The sequence below is a fragment of the Allobosea sp. GW821-FHT03A12 genome, assembly GCF_058986765.1.
Map to the genome: position 1 here is coordinate 58,052 of NZ_JBYSVZ010000009.1, position 17,179 is coordinate 75,230.

Consider the following 17,179-nt stretch of genomic DNA (forward strand, 5'->3'; position numbering starts at 1 on the left):
CCAAGGTCCGATGGTGGCGCATTTTGGCGGGGGCAGGCAGTAAATTTGGCCCACAGCTGACTTCTGGAGCGTCCCCTTTCCGGCATCTCAGTTGGACGCGAGACGGCGCAACTTTGATGGCTTAGCCGAGACGCTACAAGTGCCCACCACTTGAGGTCTCCCTTTGAGGGATGCTCTTCCCTAGCCGCAGTCGGCCAGGCGACCATCTGACGACCCGACAATAGGGGCAGCTTTTGGGCAATTGGGGCGCACTGATTGGAGTGAAACCTGCACTCTACGGCACCCGTAGTCTTCGCTGCACGAAGGTCGCGTTGATCTACAAGCGCACAGGAGGTCTACGGGCCTGCCGGCTGCTGCTAAGGCACTCGAAGCTCGAAAGTACCCTGCACAGCCGCCAGGCCGTCTTTCGAGACCTATTCCTATGCGGCCGCCAGGAAGCCTGTCACAGCGCCGAGGAATTCCGCCGGCCGCTCGACATTGAGCATGTGAACGCCCGGCATCAACACCAGCTTGGCGCCCGGAATCGTCGCAGCGATCTCCTCGCTGTGGCTTGCCAGGGTCACCTTGTCGTCTATGCCGCCGATCACCAGGGTCGGCGCCTTGATCAACGCGATCGTCCGGCGCAGATCGTTATCACGCAAGGCGGCGAAACATCCGGCGAGACCTCGTGGCGGCGTCGCCAGGACCATGGCCCGGAAGGTGTCGACGATCTCGTTCGGACCTGCCAGCATCGAGGCCGGGAACCAGTTGCGCATGAACTGGTCTGCCGTGTCCGCCATGTCCTTGACCGCGAGCACCGCCCGGATCTGCGCGTCGAAATTGGAGGGGGGTCCGAGATAGGCCGCGGTGTTGGAGAGGATGAGCCGGCCGATCCGATCCGGAGCATGGACGGCCAGCCACTGCCCAACCCAGCCCCCCATCGACAGGCCGCAGAAATGGGCCTGCTTGATGCCCAGCGAATCGAGCAGCTCGATCACATCGCGCCCTAACCGATCGATCGAGTAGGCGCCTGCCGGCGTATCGGACTTGCCGTGGCCGCGAAAATCATAGCGCAGCACGCGGTAGGTCTCCGACAGCTTCTGCACCTGCCCGTCCCACATATGGAGCGAGGTCGCGATCGAATTCGACAGCACCAGGACGGGCCGGTCGGCGCTGCCGGTCAGCTGATAGGCGATGCGGCAGCCGTCGCCGGCGGTGAAATGACGGGTCTCGGTCATCTTGCTCTCATTGCTGTTCTGATTTGGGTTGGCAGCGTTTTGCGCTGCGCCGGGGCTGAATCCGCCGGGTGATTGCGCTGCGGCCAGGCCTGGCGCCATGAGCGCGCAGCCACCGAGCGCGATTGCGCTGCGACGCGTGACGAAACCGGCCATGCTGCATGTCCTTCTGATCGAACGGGGCTCGGCTCTGGCCTGCCCCCGGGGACCCGGCGGATAAAGCTCCGGCCGCACATATCGCTAGGCCAGGTCAGCGTCGTATAATATTACTCTGTTTCGACAATCTCTGTCGGAAACAAAGACATTGAATGAGCTTAAGCTTCACGATCTCAGGTGTTTCGACGCCGTCGCCAGCAAAGGCAGTTTTCAGGCCGCGGCGCTCGCCTTGAATCGCTCGCATCCATCGGTGTTCGCGGCTGTTGCCCGTCTCGAACATGTGCTCAAGCTGACCTTGCTCGACCGCAGCGGCTACAGGGTGGGTCTGACAGAGGCTGGGGCGCTGTTTCATGCGCGCGCCCGGTTGATGCTGCGCGAGCTCGACCATCTGCACGGCTATGCCGATCAACTGGCGAGCGGGGAGGAAACGATCCTGCGCGTCGTACTGGGTGATGTCTGTCCGCGGCCACCCGCCCTGCGCCTGCTCGGCCGGTTCTTCGCCGGCCACAGCCGGACGCGCCTCCATCTGGAGTACGAGACGATCAACGGACCGCTCGAACGCTTGCTGGAGGGTCATGCCGACCTGATCCTGCACCGTGCCGATCCGTCGGACCCGCGGCTCGAACGGGCCGATCTTTGCACCGTGGAGTTCGTTCCGGTGGTAGCGCCAGGGTTCCTGTCGACCGCCCCCGGACTGGCGAGCACGCCCGAGCGGATGCGGCCTTACACCCAATGCGTCATCCGCGACACAGCGCGACAGCCCTCGCCGGACAGTTATTTCCTGGTCGAAGGCTCACAGCGCTGCTCCGTCCCGGACCATCAGATGAAGAAGGAGCTGATCCTCCACGGGCTGGCCTGGGGGCATCTGCCGGCATGGCTCATCGCCGAGGAACTCAAGGACGGCAGGCTGCTCTCGATCGCCGGCGAACACCTGCCCGGCCGGGTCGAAACCGTGGCGGCCATACGCCGGCGCGATCGGTCCCATGGCCCGGTCGCGGAAGCGCTATGGCGGCATCTGCGGGCACAGCCAGCGTCGATCACCAGCGATTTCTAGGATCGCCCTGTCCGCCGCGCTTCGGGGTGTCAGGCACTCCTGGCCGTCGCAAATTCCGGCTGCGGCAAGGCCGGAAGCTCCAGATTGCTGCGGAAATCATCGCCGACATAGTCGCTGTCGATCAGCGAGCGGCGGCGCAATTCCGGCAGCAGGCCGTTGAGGAGCGCGTCCTCCTGGTCAGGATTGCCGAGCCCGTGCAGCGTCAGCAGGTCGAGCACGCCGGCGCGATAGCGCTCCTCGATCGCATCGGCGAGCTGCTCCGGCGTGCCTGCGACGGCCCAGTGCCCGGTGTCCTGCGCCTGGATGATGAGTTCGCGCAGGGTCGATCCTTGCCGCGCTAGGCGGCTGAAGACTTCGGCGCGGCCACGGCGGCGATTGATCCTGCCTACCTCGGGCAGCAGGTTGCCCGGCAGCGGCGCGTCGAGCGACAGTCCCGACAGGTCGAGATCGCCGCCCAGCATGTCGGCGAGCTTCACCCTGCCGCGCTGATAGTCGATCCGGTCGTGCCTCTCTTGCACCCGCCTTGCGACATCGGTCTCGGACGAGCCGATGGTCGAATGAAAGGAGTTCATGATGAAGGGCGGCCCGGCGCCACGCCCGAAGCCCACGGCGCGGCGACGCAACTCGGCCGCGAACGCAAGCGCTCCATCGAGGTGCGGCTGGGAGGTATAGACGACCTCCGCATAGCGGGCGCCAAGTGCAATTCCGGCCTCGGATTGCCCGGCCTGAAACTGGACCGGCCGCCGCTGCGGCAGTGATGGCACATTGAGTGGCCCTTCGACCGTGAAGTGGCTGCCGCGATGGGCGATCGGGCGGAACTTGGCCGGATCGATCGCGAGCGAGCCGGAGACCCTGCGCGATACGCCATCACGCTCGTTGGCGTCGTAGAGCGCATGGACGATCTCGATGAACTCCGCCGCCCGCGCGTAGCGCTCTTCCGGACTCGGCAGCGCCTCGCCGAAATTCTCCTCGCCGACCGAGGAGGTCACGGCATTCCAGCCGGCACGTCCACCGCTGGCGTGATCGAGCGTACCGATCTGCCGGGCGAGGTTGAACGGATGGTGGAAGCTGGTCGAGACCGTGGCGACCAGGCCGATATGGGAGGTCGCCTGGCTCAGTGCCGCCAGGGCGATGATCGGCTCCTGCGTGCCGGTCTCTCCCGACAGGCCTGCCTGGTCGATCTGCAGCAGATCGGCGGTGAACAGCCCGGTGATCTTCTCCGCCTCCGCCTTGCGCGCCAGCGTGACCGCCTGCCGCGCTCCCGCCATCGGGTCGGCATCATTGCTGGCGGCGACGACATTGGCGGCCGGCACGAGGGTCTTGAGTCGGCGGACACGTGTCATGGCTTGTCCTTCATCACTTGCTGATATGACCTTGGGATGTTGCTCGGCGGGCGCGGCTTGCTGCGACATGACGTGCGGCCGCGCCGCAGCAAGGCGTGAGGCGAACGCCTTTGCCTGCTTGATCCGTGAGCCCTAGTCCGCAACGGGTGCGCCGCCTGAGACCAGCCTCTCAGCCGGTTTGGCGAAATAACGTCAGCTGGCAGGTTCGGATGGTTGCTGGTCTTTCGCCCGAACCTCGACGCCGGACCAGGATTCGAACAGCTTCACCAGCGTGGTGAGGTCTTCGTCGCCATGCTCGCGTACCCAGGTACGCCAGAGCTGCGAGACGAGACTGGCGATCGGTGTCGGCACCTCAAGCTCGTCGGCGATGCCGAGGAAGAGCGAAAGATCCTTTGCCGCGACGCGATTGGTCGCCCCGAAATTGAAGGTCCGGGGCAGGACGGCCATGGGAAACTTGATCTCGGTCGCGGAGTTCTTGCCGGAGCCGTTGTTGACGACGGAGAGGATGGTCGCCGGATCGATGCCGGCCCTGGCGCCGAGCACCATCGCCTCGGAGGTCGCCGCCATCGCCGTGTAGTTCAGCATGTTGTTGATCAGCTTGACCGTCTGGGCCTGCCCGGCATTGGGGCCGACGACGACGATGGTGGAGCCGACGGCTTCGAAGGCCGGCCGGGCCAGCGCGATGGCATCCTCTGCGCCCGAGGCGATCACGGTGAGCTTGCCCTCCCGAGCCCGCGGCACGCCACCGGTCACCGGCGCGTCGAGAAAGCCGATTCCGGAGGCCTCGAACAACCCGGCCATCCGGATCGCGTCATCCGGGCTGGTCGTCGAGAAGTCGATCACGCAGCGCGGCTTGCCGCCCGCGACTATGCCGCGAGGGCCGAAGCTGACATCGTCCATCGCCGCTTGGCTCGGCAGGCAGGTGAAGACGAGCTCGGCCTGGCCTGCCGCTTCGGCCGCGCTGTCGGCCCAGCGCGCACCGGCGCTGATCAGAGTCTCCGCTCCCTGCCGGCGCCGGTTGTTGACGGTCAGCGGAAAGCCGGCCTGCAGGAGTCGAAAGGCCATGGGCGAGCCGATGGCGCCAGTACCGATGAAGGCCAAAGATGGTTTGTTCATGCGCGGGATGCCTTGGCGCTCATAAGGTGTCGACATCTTATCCGTCCGCAAGAGCGATGCCAGACAGGCGCGTTTCTAAATATCGGATATATCTTGGATCTTTGTTCTCCAGCCTGTCCGCGCGGCGGGCAGCATTGTTTGCAGCGAGGACATTTCCGGGGCTCCGCGCGCCCCTGTCCCGATATTCCCGCGTGCGGGCGTCTGGCCTCCGATTTGCGTTCGCAATCGACGGCGGGAGCATTCTAAAAGCGCATGCCGGGCTGGCGTGAGGATCGAGGCTAACGTGGAACAGACTGGGCTCACCCGTGACCTCGCCCGCTTCATCGCGGACAGCCGCTGGCAGGACCTGCCCGACGCGATCCGGCACGAGGCGAAGCGCTCGCTGCTCAACTTTTTCGCCACCGCGATCAGCGGCAGCGGCGAGCCCGCGATCGAGCTCGCGATCGCGTCCCTGCGCGAATTCGGCGGCACCCCTCAGGCAGGTGTGATCGGCCGCCGCGACCGGCTCGACGCGCTCGGTGCCAGCTTCGTCAATGCCGCCAGCGCCAACATCGCCGATTTCGACGACACGCATGTCCCGACCGTCATCCATCCGAGCGCCCCGATCGCGCCGCCGCTGTTCGCCCTGGCAGAACGCACGGGGCTGAGTGGCCAGGCATTGCTGACGAGCTTCGCGGTCGGCGTCGAGATCGCCTGCCGTACCGGCAACGCGATCTTTCCCGCGCATTATCGCAGGGGCTGGCACATCACCGCGACCTGCGGCGTGCTCGGCGCGGCCGCGGCGGCGAGCCGCGCGCTCAAGCTCGATCCGCAGAAGACGGGCTGGGCGCTGGGCCTGGCCGCGACACAATCGGCCGGGCTGGTCGAGAGTCTCGGCACCATGGCCAAGAGCGTCAGCATCGGCTCGGCCGCTCGCAATGGACTTTGGAGCGCACTCTTGGCGGAAAAGGGATTCGACGGTCCCGCCGCGCCGATCGAGGGCTCACAAGGTTTCCTCGCCGTGATGGCCGATGCGCCGGACCTGACCGCGCTGACCGCCGGGCTCGGCGAAGGCTGGCAGCTCGCGCGCAATACCTACAAGCCGTACCCGTGCGGCGTCGTCATCAACCCGGTGATCGACGCCTGCCTGCTCTGGCGTGCCGAGACGACGGCGGCTTTCGACGACATCGAGGCCATCATCGTCACTGGCAACCCGTTGCTGCTGCAGCGCGCCGACAGGCCGTCGATCTCGACCGGCCGCGAGGCACAGGTCAGCACCCAGCACGCGGTCGCCGCGACCCTGCTCAACGGCAAGCCCGGCCTGGCGGAGTTTTCCGATCAGTGTGTATGCGATCCGGTCGTCATGGCACTGCGCGCGAAGGTCTCGCTGACATCCGACCCCACGCTCAGCGTCGACGCCGCGCGGCTCGTCTTCAAGCTCGGCAACGGTGACGAGCGCACGATCGCGATCGACGATGCCCGGGGCAGCCTCGCTCGCCCACTGAGCGATGCCGAGCTCGAAGCGAAGTTCGACGAGTTGACGGCGTCGAGGCTCGCACCGGACGCGCGCAAGGCGCTGGTCGAGGCGATCTGGACACTCGACCGTGTTGAGAATGCGGCCGAGCTGCTGGCCCTGACCGTTCCGGCCTGACCGCGCGGTTCAGGCCAGCTTGATGCAGCGTGCCTGATGGCTGCCGCCGAGCGCGACATTCGGTGGCGGGGCGGCGAGGCAATCGGGAGCGGCGCTGCCGCAGCGCGGTGCGAAGGCGCAGCCCCTCGGCAAGGCCGCGAGATCAGGCGGCGAGCCGGGGATCGGGTCGAGCCGTTCGCCCTTCATGCCGCCATGGATGGTCGAGCGCAGCAGGCCTGCCGTATAAGGGTGGCGCGGCGCGTCCATCACCTCGGTGACCGAGCCGGCCTCGACGAAGCGGCCGGCATACATGACGGCGATGCGGTCCGCGACCTCGCAGGCGACGCCGAGATCATGGGTGACGAAGATCGTCGCCATGCCGAGTTCCTGCTGCAGCTGGCGCAGCAGGAGCAGGATCTGGATCTGCACGGTAGCGTCGAGCGCCGTGGTCGGTTCGTCGGCGAGCAGGAGTTTCGGCCGACAGGCGAGCGCGAGCGCGATCATCGCACGCTGGCGCAGTCCGCCGGAGAGCTCGTGCGGATAGGCGTCCAGCCGGCGCTTCGCCGATGGTACCTGGACGAGATCGAGCAGCTCCAGGGCGCGCGTGCGCCCGGCTCGCATCGAGACGCCGTCGTGATAGGCGACGGATTCGGCGATCTGCGTGCCGATGGTGAAGACCGGGTCGAAGGCTGTCATCGGTTCTTGGAAGATCATCGAGATCAGCCGGCCGCGGATCTGGCGGAGCCCAGGCTCCGGTAAGGCCAGGATGTCGCGGCCATCGACATGGATGCTGCCGCCGATGCGTGCGGTCGCGGGGAACAGCCGCATCAAAGCGCGCATGGTGACGCTCTTGCCGGAGCCGGACTCGCCGAGCAGGCAGAGCACCTCGCCCTGCGCCAGCTCGAAGCTGACGCCGTTGACGACGGGAATGTCGAGATCGCGCGAGACGAAGCGGACGGTAAGGTCGCGGACATCGACCAGTGGCGCGGCTCCGGCGAGCTCCGACTGGATCGGAAGAACATTGTTCTGCATGGCGGCGATCCCTCAAGCCTGCGCGAGGCTGTGGCCGGAACCCGGCTGACGGGCATGGCAGGCGACGACATGGCCGTCGGCGGTCGCGGCCAGCGCCGGCTCACGCTGCGCGCACAGCCCTTCGGCGATCGGACAGCGCGTGCGGAAACGGCAGCCGGAAGGCGGGTCGATCGGATTGGGCGGATCGCCCGACAGGGGCGCGGCGCTGACACGCCGGTGCGGGTCCATCGACAGGCGCGAGGACAGCAGGCCCTGCGTATAGGGATGCTGCGGTGCGCCATAGATGCGCGCGACCGGCCCGACCTCGATCGCCTTGCCGAGATACATCACCAGCACGCGGTCGCTGATGTACTGCACGACGTTGAGGTCGTGCGAGATGAAGACATAGGTCAGCCCGAGGCGCTGCTTCAGGTCTTCGAGCTGGTTCAGCACCTGCGCCTCGACCGATTTGTCCAGCGCCGACACCGCCTCATCCAAGATGACGAGGCGCGGGCCGAGCGCCAGCGCGCGGGCGATGTTGACGCGTTGGCGCTGGCCGCCGGAGAGCTCGTGCGGGTAACGCTGGGCGAACATGTCCGGTACGAGGCCGACCATGTCGAGCACCTCATGAGCGCGCTGGCGCGCCTGCGTCCGGCTGCTGCCATTGGCCTTCAGGCCGAAGGCGATCGAGTCCTCGATGGTGAGGCGCGGGTTGAGCGTCGCGTAGGAATCCTGGAACACCATCTGGATCTGGCGGCGCAGCGCGCGCAGCGAATCCTTGTCCGGGCTGCTGTTGGCGAGCGCGACGCTGCCGCTGTCGGCCGCGATCAACTGGATCAGCAAACGGGCCAGGGTCGACTTGCCGCAACCGGATTCGCCGACGATGCCGAGCGTCTCGCCCTCGTGGACATCGAAGGAGACACCGTCGACCGCCCGGACATGGGCCTGGGCGCGGCCGAGCAGGCCGCCCTTGATCGGGAAATGCTTGCGCAGATCGCGGACGCGCAGCAGCGGCTCGGCCGGGTGGTCATCCATGGCGATGGCTTCGGGCAAAGGTCTGGTCAGCATCACGGCCTCACACCTTGACGTCCATGGCGCTGCGCAACCCGTCGCTGATCAGGTTGGAGCACATGGAGGTGATGAAGATCATCACGCCGGGGAGTACGGCATTGAGCGGCGCGATATAAATCGACTGCCGCAGCGTGTTCAGCATCAGCCCCCATTCGGCTTCCGGCGGGACGACGCCGAGCCCGAGGAAGCTCAGGCCCGAGGCGATGACGATCGAGACGCTGATTAGGCTCGAGGCATAGATCAGAATCGGGCCGGTGACATTGCTCAGCACATGGCCGGTGACGATCCGCCAACTGGCCGCACCGGTGGCACGGGCGGCCTCGACATAATCCTGATTGCGGATCTGGGTGGTGACGCTTTCGGCCACGCGCGCGACCGGAGGAATGAAGACCAGAGTCAGCGATACCAGGCTGTTGACCAGGCCGGCGCCGAGGACCCCGGAGATCGCGACCGCGAGCAGCACCGAGGGGAAGGCGTAGAACACGTCGATCAGGCGCATGATCGCCATGTTGAGGGCACCGCCGGCATAGCCCGCGATGATGCCGAGCGCGCCGCCGATCATGGTGGCGAGGATCACCGGCATGAAGCCCATGAACAGCGACATCCGCCCGCCATAGATCAGGCGCGAGAGCAGGTCGCGGCCGAGCTCGTCGGTGCCGAGCCAGTGCCTGGTGTCGCCGACGGCAAGGAGGCGTCGCGTCATACTCGTGCGGTAGGGATCGTGCGGCGCAATGAATGGGGCGAAGATCGCTGCCAGCAGGATCAGCAGGAGAATCGCGGCGCAGGTCAGCGTCAGCGGGTCGCGCGCCAGCCGGCGCCCCACGCTCTGCCAGAAGCTACGCGAGCGGGGCCTTCGTCCCGTAGGCGCCGCGCCGGAATCGTCGAATGCGAGATTGGTCATGTCGGGAACCGGTTCAGGCGCGCTTGATGCGCGGATCGAAGGCGCTCTGGATGAGGTCGACGATCAGATTGATGAAGACGAAGAACATCGCGAGCACGAGGATCGTGCCCTGCAGCACCGGCAGGTCGCGCGTGAAGATCGCCGTGTTGAGCAGGAAGCCGGTGCCCGGCCAGGAAAACACCGTCTCGACCAGGATCGAGCCGCCAAGCAATTGCGCCAGCTGCAACCCCATGATCGCGAGCACGGTCGGCGCCGCGTTCTTGACGATATGCACGAAGATGCGCTGCGGCGGCAGGCCCTTGGCATAGAGGGTCTGTACGAAATCCTGCTTGCGCACCTCGGCGACGGTGCCACGCACGGAACGCGCGATGATGCCGGCCGGAATGACTGAGAGCGCGATGGCCGGCAGGATCAGATGCCGCAGGCTTTCCCAGTTGAGTGCGAAAGCCGCCGAGCCGCTGGCGCCCATGCCCATGGCGGGCAGCAGGTTGAGATTGACCGCGAAGATCACGATCAGGACCATGCCGAGCCAATAATGTGGAACGCTGACGCCGGTCACGGCGAGCGATGTCACGACGCGATCCAGCACGCTGCCGGCGCTGTAGCCGGCGATCAGCCCGAGCAGCAGGCCGACGGCGAAGCCGATGAAGACGGCGGCGACGGCGAGGATCAGCGTGTTGACGACCGCGGGCCCGACCTCGCCGAGCACCGGGCGGCGGGTCATGATCGAATAGCCGAAATCGCCGGTGAGCACCCGCCCGAGCCAGGTGAGATACTGGACCGGCAGCGGCTTGTCGAAGCCATAGGCGGCCTTGAGCTCGGCCATGACCTGAGGGCTGGCGCCTTCGGGCATGACGGAGCTGAGCGGATCGCCCGGAGCCAGGTGGATGAGCGCGAAGCAGACGATCGAGACGCCGAGGGCGATCGGGACCGTATAGAGCACGCGCCGCAGGAAATAGATCAGCATCGTTTCTCTCCAGCGCCGGAGTCGGCCAGACTTTTTGACAGCCCGGCCGACCCGTCGCCGCAATGTTACTGGATGTCGACGGGCGTCAGATCCTGCAGCCAGCTCTGCGCCGGCACGAAGCCCTTGACCTTGGGCGAGAGCGCACGCGGACCGAGGTCATGCACAACCCAGAGCCACATCGCCTGGTCGACGATCCTGGCATGCAGCGCGGCGAGGATGCGCTCCTGCTGGGCCGGATCGAAGCTCGACTTCGCGGCCTTGGCGAGCTCGTCGGACTTCGGATCGTCGTAGCGCCCCCAGTTGAAGCCCGTCGGCACCGGCTCGAAGGACGCCGCCGCCTTGATCAGGCCGATGTCGGGATCCTGGAAGCTCCAGCTGTTGTTGACGCCGTGTATGCCTTTGTTCTCGGGCGCCCAGGCGCCGGCCCGGCGGCGTGCCCGCAGTGCCTCCCAGTCCATCACCACGAATTCGAGATCGATGCCGACATCGCGGAAGTTCTCCTTGATGAACTCGCTCATCGGGAGGGGCAGCATCTGGCCTGACCCGGAGGGCGCGATCACCAGCCTGACCTTGGCCGGCTTCTTCTCGCTGTAACCGGCCTCCGCCAGCAGCTTTCTGGCGGCTTCGGGATCGTATTTGATGTCGAAGCTCGGCTTGCCGAACCAGGGATGTCCTGGATTGACCATGCCCTTGGCCGGAACGGCCAGGCCACCGAGCAGCTTGACGAGGCCGTCGCGGTCGATCGCGAGATTGGCCGCCTTGCGTACTCGCAGGTCCTTGAAGGGCGAATCCTCCATCAGGCTGATCTGGAACGGCCAGACATGCGGATAGACATTGCTCACGATCGTCATGCCCGACTGCTTGAGCCGCGGCACGGCGTCCGGGGGAGGGGCCTCGATCCAGTCGACCTGGTTGGACAACAGCGCCGCGACGCGCGTGTTGGAGTCCGGCATCGGCAACAGCACCAGGCGGTCCGATTTCGTCACTCGCTTGGGATTCCAGTAGCCGGCGTTGCGGACGAGCTCGACACGCTCGCGCGGCACGAACTTGTCGACCTTCCATGGCCCGGTGCCGGCCGGCTGGTAAGCCACCTTGTTCCAGTCGCGGCCGAGCTCCTCCCAGCGCTTCGGGCTGGAGAAGAACAGGTTGGCGAGGTTGTAGGGCAGGACTGAATCGGGGACTTTCGTCACGATCTCGACAGTGAAGTCATCGATCTTCTTCCAGGACTGGATGCTGCCGTAATACTGCGAAGCCTGGGTGGACTGGGCTTGGTCGAATTGCGGCGCGTCGCGCTTCATCAGCTTGTCGAAGTTCCAGACGACGGCATCGGCATCGAAGTCCGAGCCATCGTGGAACTTGACGCCGCGGCGCAATTTGAAGGTCCACTTGCTCTTGTCGATCTCATCGACCGCCCAGCTTTCAGCAAGGCCTGGCGTCAGCGATGCTGCCTTGTCCGCGCTCGACAGGTCCCAATTGACCAGTCCGTCATAGACGGTGCCGCCCATGAAGCGCAGACCCTCGGTTCCCTGGCTGGGCTGGCCGGTGGTCAGCGGCACGTCCGCGACGGTCATCGCGACGCGCAGCACCTTCTCGGCCAGAGCCGGCGATGCGAGCGTCATCGCACCGAGGCCAACAGCGGCGGCCAGCCGCCTGATAAGCTTGGATTTCATTGTCCCCTCCCTTGGATTGTCGGTTGTCTCTTGCGGCGCAGGGCCTCGCCCGTCCCCTCGCATCGTGCCCGCCCGGTGCCGCTCGTTCCGGAGGACCTTCCTTGCAACCGGATTCAGCGATCGGTTGCCGTGAAAACACGTGGATCGTAGATGTGAGCCGGCTCATCTCCACGGTCGCGGCTGCGGCGCAAGCGCTGCAATGACGGCTCGATCAGCCGGTAGGCCTCGACCAGCTCGTCGAAGAGCGCCGGCGACAGATCGAGTCCCGCGACCCTTGCAATGGCGGCGATGTCCTCGCGCGTGACCGGCTGTTCGCTCATGCCGCTACCTCCGTTGTGATGTCGAACTGCCCGAGCGGTGGCTGGCGCAGATGCCAGTCGGTGCTGCGCTGATAGGCGTCTCCGGCGCGCAGCACGCTCATCTCGTCGAAGGGGCGTCCGGCGATCTGCAGGGCCAAAGGCAGGCCCTTTGCCGAGAAGCCGCAAGGCAGGCAGAGCGCCGGATTGCCGACGAGGCTGAACGGCATGGTGATGAGCAGCCGCGTCCGGAAGAAATCCGCTCCGCCGGGATCGTTAGGTTCGGCCTCAGTCAGCCAGCCGGCGGTCACGAGCAGATCGCATCGGTGGAAGGCGGCAAAGGTGCGCCGCGCCAGCTCGCTGCGCCAGCGCAGTGCCTGGACGTAGTCCTCGGCGCGCACGAGGCTGCCGGCAAGGACGCGCTGGCGCAGCGAGCGCCCGAAATCCTGCGGCCGGGTCTTCATCTCGCGCTCGTGGATCGCGAACAGCTCGCCGAGCGAGATCACCGTCTTGCAGTCGACATAGTCCTGCAGTGGCGGCAGCTCGATCTCTTCGACCACGGCGCCAAGGTCTCTCAATTGCTCGGCCGCGGCATCGACCGCCGCGATGACCTCCGGGGCCGCGTGGTCGGCATACCAGTGCCGGACGAGTCCGACCCGGAGTCCGGCGACCGAGCCGTCGAGTTCGGCGCGATAGTCGGGAACGGCTTCGATGAAACTGGCGGGATCCCGTGGATCATGCCCTGCGATCGCCTGCAGCAGGATGGCACAGTCCTCCACGGTGCGTGCCATCGGGCCGCAATGATCGAGCGAGAAGGTGTTGGGATGGATGCCGTGACGGCTGACCCGGCCATAGGTCGGCTTCAGGCCGGTGACCCCGCAGACGGCTGCAGGCCAGCGCACTGAGCCGCCGGTATCGGTCCCGAGCGCCCCGGCAACCATCCTTGCCGCGAGCGCCGCGGCTGAACCGGACGAGGAGCCACCGGGCAGATGCGCCTTGTTCCATGGATTGATGGCCGGCGGCCAGGGCAGATCCCAGGAGGGCCCACCGACAGCGAATTCGAAGGTCGCGGTCTTGCCGACGAGCGTTGCACCCGCCGCCTTTAGCCGTGCGACGACGGTAGCGTCCTCGGACGGAACATGGTCGCGCAGGATGCGCGAATGCGACGTGGTGCGGATGCCCGCGGTTTCGATGTTGTCTTTGAGGGCGACAGGGATGCCGTCGACCCCGCCGCGATAGCCGCCGGCGTGGATTCGCGTCTCGGAATCACGTGCTGCCGCCCGTGCCTCGTCGGCCGCGACGGTGATGAAGGCGTGCAGATGCGGATTCAGGCGCTCGATCTGTGCGAGCGATGCCTCGAGCAGATCGACCGGCGAAGCCTCTCCGCGCGCCAGCAGGCTACCGCTCTTGGCGAGCGTGAGCTGTGCCAGATCGGCGGAATGAGCCGGCTGGGCCGTCATTGTCCGGCGGCCTTTTGGGATAACACCGCCATAAGCTTGCTTGTCGACATCTGCCCCTCCCAGAGCGCTGTCCTCACTGACTAGTCCGCAAGCGACGTGCCAACGCCGAAATAGGCGCCGGTCAGAAAAAATATCCTTTTCAATCAAATGATTATAGAATCAGCTCCGCGAGCGGCCGGGCTGTTGTAGGCGACAACACTGTCCTTGCCAAAGACACTTTCTGGCCGTCTGGCCAGAGGCTCAACTCCGGACGGACATCTCGGCGAGCTTCTTGTAGAGATACGAACGGGAGATGCCGAGCTCCTCGGCGACCCGTTTCTTGTTGCCCCGCAGGCGCTCCAGCGCCTCGCGGATCAGCGCGTGCTCGACATTGCCGACAGTCTCCCGGATCGTGGAGGCGACCGGCGCGGCCGGCAGGGCCGGTGCCATCTCATCGCCGGTTGCATCGAGGCTCTTGAAGCTGCTCATCGTCAGCTCAGGGCCATCTGCGAAGATCATCGCGCGCTGCACCTCATGGTGGAGCTGGCGCACATTGCCCGGCCAGGGCAGGCCGCGCAGCATGTCGAGCGCACCCGGGTGAATACGCCGGACGTTCGAGCCGATGCGCGGGGCGATCCGCTGCATAAAATGGCGGACGAGGAGCGGAATGTCGGTTGCGCGCTCGCGCAGTGGCGGCACGCTGAGCGTCACGCCATTGATCCGGAAATAGAGGTCGGCCCGGAACGCCTCCTCGGCGATCAGGCGGCGCAGATCGCGGTTCGTTGCGCTGATGAGACGGAAATTCGTGGTGCGCGAGCGGTTGCTGCCGACCCGCTCGAACACGCCATTCTCGATCACGCGCAGCAGCTTGACCTGCGTCTCCATCGGCATGTCGCCGATCTCGTCGAGGAACAGGCTGGATTTGTCGGCCATCTCGAATTTGCCGGCCCGTCCCTCGCGCCTGGCCCCGGTGAAGGCACCGGCTTCGTAGCCGAAAAGCTCGCTCTCGACGAGATTCGCCGGTAGGGCGCCGCAGTTCACCAGCACCATCGGCTGCTCGTGCCGCCGGCTCAGATTGTGGATGGCATGGGCGACCAGTTCCTTGCCCGAGCCGCTCTCGCCCGAGACGAACACGGGCACGTCGAGCGGCGCGACCTTGCGGATCTCATCCTTGAGCCGCCTGATCGGATCGCTCTCGCCGACGATCTCGTCGAGACCGAAGGCACGATGCCGCAGCCCGGTGAGTTCCTTCTTGTAATAGTCGACCTCGGCCCGCAGCGAGGAGATCTGGCGGCTCAGCTCATGCACCTCCTCCGGTGCCTTGAACAGCACGCGGCCGATCGCGCCGACGACCTGTCCATCCCGCTGGATCGGAATGCGGTTCACGATGCGGGTGACGTCGCGCATTTCCTGGACCTGGCCGATCTCGGCCGTTCCCGTGCGCGCGACGATATGGAGGCGGGTGTTCTCGATCACATCGCGCACCGGCCGCCCGATGGCGTCGCCGCGCCTGTGGCCGAAGAAGCGCTCGTGCACGGGGCTGAGATAGCGCAGGACGGCATCGCGATCGACGACCGTGATCCCCTCATAGGGGTTGGTCAGGAAGTGGTTCAGGATGTCGAAGGCGATATCGACGCTCAGGACGAAGTCGACCAGCGTCGAGCCCGAGCTTTCGGGGTGCACGATCGCTGCGGTGTATCCCGGCCCGGGCGCCGTCACCATGACATACTCTGTCTCGGCAAATTCGAAGGCCGACAAACGCTGGCCTGCGGCGGGGCCAGCAAGATGGCGGCGCACCGCCTCGGCAAGGCCGGATGAAGCCGCCGAAGCGGACGAGAAGGCAAGTTTGCCGGTGTCGTCGATGACGACAATATCGACGGTCTGGGACATTGGCTCTGGCTGTTGAGAGGACGGACACTGTCGCGTCAAAAAGTGTAGTCATTGAGGTCACATAACATTGTCGAAAAATCAAGATCAAGCGAAAAATCGTTTTATCTTATGAGCTTACCTGATTGGCACACCCTTTGCTGTTTCTCTCTGGCAATCGGTGAGCATGATGAGACATCAGCCTATTTCGCCTTTGGACACACCCGCCCGCCATCTGCCGGAGCAAGGCCGGGGCTCTGCATTTGGCATGCTCGACGGCGTGCGCGTGCTCGATCTGACGAGTTCGGTCGCTGGGCCTTACGCGACTATGCTGCTCGGCGATTTCGGCGCCGAAGTGATCAAGGTCGAGCGGCCGGCTGGCGACGATGCGCGCCATTGGGGGCCTCCCTTCCTCGACGGAGAATCGCTCTGGTTCCTGACCGTCAACCGCAACAAAAAGAGCATCGCGCTCGACCACCGCGGCGAGGAGGGGCGGGCGATCCTGGAGGCGCTGATCGACCGGGCGGATGTCGTCGTCGTCAACCAGCTGGGCGAAGCCCAGAGGAAGAGCCGCCTCGATGCGCCGTCACTGCGGGCAAAGCGGCCGCGCCTGATCCATCTGTCGATCACCGGCTTCGGCCTCAGCGGTCCCAAGGCCGGGCTGCCCTGTTATGACCTCATCGCCGAGGGCTACAGCAGCGTCATGGATCTGACAGGCCTGCCTGAGAGCGAGGCCCAGAAGGTCGGCTCACCTGCCGCGGACATGCTGGCGGGTACCGATGCGGCGCTCGCCGTGCTGGCGGCGCTGCATCGCCGGCATGCCACCGGCCTGGGCTGCGCGCTGGACATCTCGCTGACGGAAAGCATGATCCGCTTCATGTCGCCACGCATCGTACCTTATCTCGGCTCGGGCGAGGTGCCCCGCCGCTCCGGCGGCCGGGACAGTGTGATCGCGATCTACCAGACCTTCGAGACCGCCGACCTGCCGATGACGCTCGGCCTCGGCAACGATGCGATCTGGCAGCGCTTCTGGCAGGCGGTCGGCCAGCCCGGCCAGGCCGAGGGCACCTCGGTCTGCTCGAATGCCGCCCGCCGGGCCAATCGCAACGAGATCGTCGGGCGCATCCAGGCCATCCTGCGCCAGCGGCCGCGGGCCGAGTGGCTTGCCTTGCTGGGGGAGGCGAAAGTACCGGCCGGCCCGATCTATCGTGTCGACGAAGTCGTGGACGACCCGCATTTTCGCGAACGCGGGCTGTTCTTCCAGGCCACGCGCGAGGGCCATCATCTGCCGCAGGTCGGCCTCGGCATCCATGCCGATGGCGCTACGGCCGGGATTGCGTCACCGCCGCCGCGCCTCGGCGAGCACAGCGCCGAAATCCTGCGCGAACACCTCGCCTATGACGAGGCCGCGATCATCGAGCTCAAGAAGAACGGCATCATCTGAGGCCGCCCGGAAACGCCACAAG

At 65.9% G+C, this 17,179-nt stretch carries 14 protein-coding genes; 3 read left to right on the forward strand and 11 right to left on the reverse strand.

Annotated elements, in window-relative coordinates; all coding sequences use genetic code 11:
* Positions 1 to 419: 419 nt before the first annotated feature.
* Positions 420 to 1,217, reverse strand: a complete 798-nt coding sequence (locus AC3WLC_RS29065) for an alpha/beta fold hydrolase (RefSeq protein WP_493687374.1) — start codon at positions 1,215 to 1,217, stop codon at positions 420 to 422.
* 301 nt (positions 1,218 to 1,518) lie between these two features.
* On the opposite strand from AC3WLC_RS29065, the gene AC3WLC_RS29070 reads away from it, so the two are divergent.
* Positions 1,519 to 2,424 (forward strand): LysR family transcriptional regulator, encoded by a 906-nt coding sequence (locus AC3WLC_RS29070; protein WP_493687375.1) that lies wholly within the window; start codon positions 1,519 to 1,521, stop codon positions 2,422 to 2,424.
* Between the two features lie 29 nt (positions 2,425 to 2,453).
* Here the strand turns inward: AC3WLC_RS29070 and AC3WLC_RS29075 are convergent, their stop codons facing one another.
* Together AC3WLC_RS29075 and AC3WLC_RS29080 are read right to left on the reverse strand one after the other, a co-directional pair.
* Positions 2,454 to 3,767: an NtaA/DmoA family FMN-dependent monooxygenase gene (locus AC3WLC_RS29075; protein WP_493687376.1), complete on the reverse strand. Its 1,314-nt coding sequence runs from the start codon at positions 3,765 to 3,767 to the stop codon at positions 2,454 to 2,456.
* 192 nt (positions 3,768 to 3,959) lie between these two features.
* A complete protein-coding gene (locus AC3WLC_RS29080; RefSeq protein ID WP_493687377.1) occupies positions 3,960 to 4,919 on the reverse strand; it encodes an NAD(P)-dependent oxidoreductase in 960 nt (319 codons plus the stop codon).
* A 247-nt stretch (positions 4,920 to 5,166) separates the two neighbouring features.
* Here AC3WLC_RS29080 and AC3WLC_RS29085 point away from each other — a divergent pair, with 247 nt between their 5' ends.
* On the forward strand, positions 5,167 to 6,513 hold the full coding sequence (locus AC3WLC_RS29085; RefSeq protein ID WP_493687378.1) for an MmgE/PrpD family protein: 1,347 nt from the start codon (positions 5,167 to 5,169) through the stop codon (positions 6,511 to 6,513).
* A gap of 9 nt (positions 6,514 to 6,522) precedes the next feature.
* Here AC3WLC_RS29085 and AC3WLC_RS29090 read toward each other — a convergent pair whose 3' ends face one another.
* The 8 genes from AC3WLC_RS29090 to AC3WLC_RS29125 all read right to left on the reverse strand — a co-directional run bounded on the left by AC3WLC_RS29090 (position 6,523) and on the right by AC3WLC_RS29125 (position 15,737).
* The gene (locus tag AC3WLC_RS29090; protein WP_493687379.1) at positions 6,523 to 7,524 is read right to left on the reverse strand and encodes an ABC transporter ATP-binding protein; all 1,002 of its coding nucleotides are present in this window, start codon (positions 7,522 to 7,524) and stop codon (positions 6,523 to 6,525) included.
* 12 nt (positions 7,525 to 7,536) lie between these two features.
* On the reverse strand, positions 7,537 to 8,571 hold the full coding sequence (locus tag AC3WLC_RS29095) for an ABC transporter ATP-binding protein (RefSeq protein WP_493687380.1): 1,035 nt from the start codon (positions 8,569 to 8,571) through the stop codon (positions 7,537 to 7,539).
* Between the two features lie 7 nt (positions 8,572 to 8,578).
* Positions 8,579 to 9,475 (reverse strand): ABC transporter permease, encoded by an 897-nt coding sequence (locus AC3WLC_RS29100; protein WP_493687381.1) that lies wholly within the window; start codon positions 9,473 to 9,475, stop codon positions 8,579 to 8,581.
* Positions 9,476 to 9,488: 13 nt separating this feature from the next.
* Positions 9,489 to 10,442: an ABC transporter permease gene (locus AC3WLC_RS29105; protein ID WP_493687382.1), complete on the reverse strand. Its 954-nt coding sequence runs from the start codon at positions 10,440 to 10,442 to the stop codon at positions 9,489 to 9,491.
* A 65-nt stretch (positions 10,443 to 10,507) separates the two neighbouring features.
* Entirely contained in the window at positions 10,508 to 12,112 is a 1,605-nt protein-coding gene (locus tag AC3WLC_RS29110; RefSeq protein ID WP_493687383.1) for an ABC transporter substrate-binding protein, read from the reverse strand.
* 113 nt (positions 12,113 to 12,225) lie between these two features.
* Positions 12,226 to 12,432, reverse strand: a complete 207-nt coding sequence (locus tag AC3WLC_RS29115; RefSeq protein WP_493687384.1) for a hypothetical protein — start codon at positions 12,430 to 12,432, stop codon at positions 12,226 to 12,228.
* Positions 12,429 to 13,868 (reverse strand): amidase, encoded by a 1,440-nt coding sequence (locus AC3WLC_RS29120; RefSeq protein WP_493687385.1) that lies wholly within the window; start codon positions 13,866 to 13,868, stop codon positions 12,429 to 12,431. The genes AC3WLC_RS29115 and AC3WLC_RS29120 overlap by 4 nt, the downstream gene beginning before the upstream one ends.
* A gap of 240 nt (positions 13,869 to 14,108) precedes the next feature.
* Positions 14,109 to 15,737 (reverse strand): sigma-54 interaction domain-containing protein, encoded by a 1,629-nt coding sequence (locus AC3WLC_RS29125; RefSeq protein WP_493687386.1) that lies wholly within the window; start codon positions 15,735 to 15,737, stop codon positions 14,109 to 14,111.
* Positions 15,738 to 15,981: 244 nt separating this feature from the next.
* Between AC3WLC_RS29125 and AC3WLC_RS29130 the strand changes: the two genes are divergently transcribed.
* On the forward strand, positions 15,982 to 17,157 hold the full coding sequence (locus AC3WLC_RS29130) for a CaiB/BaiF CoA transferase family protein (protein ID WP_493687387.1): 1,176 nt from the start codon (positions 15,982 to 15,984) through the stop codon (positions 17,155 to 17,157).
* The last annotated feature ends 22 nt before the right edge of the window (positions 17,158 to 17,179 follow it).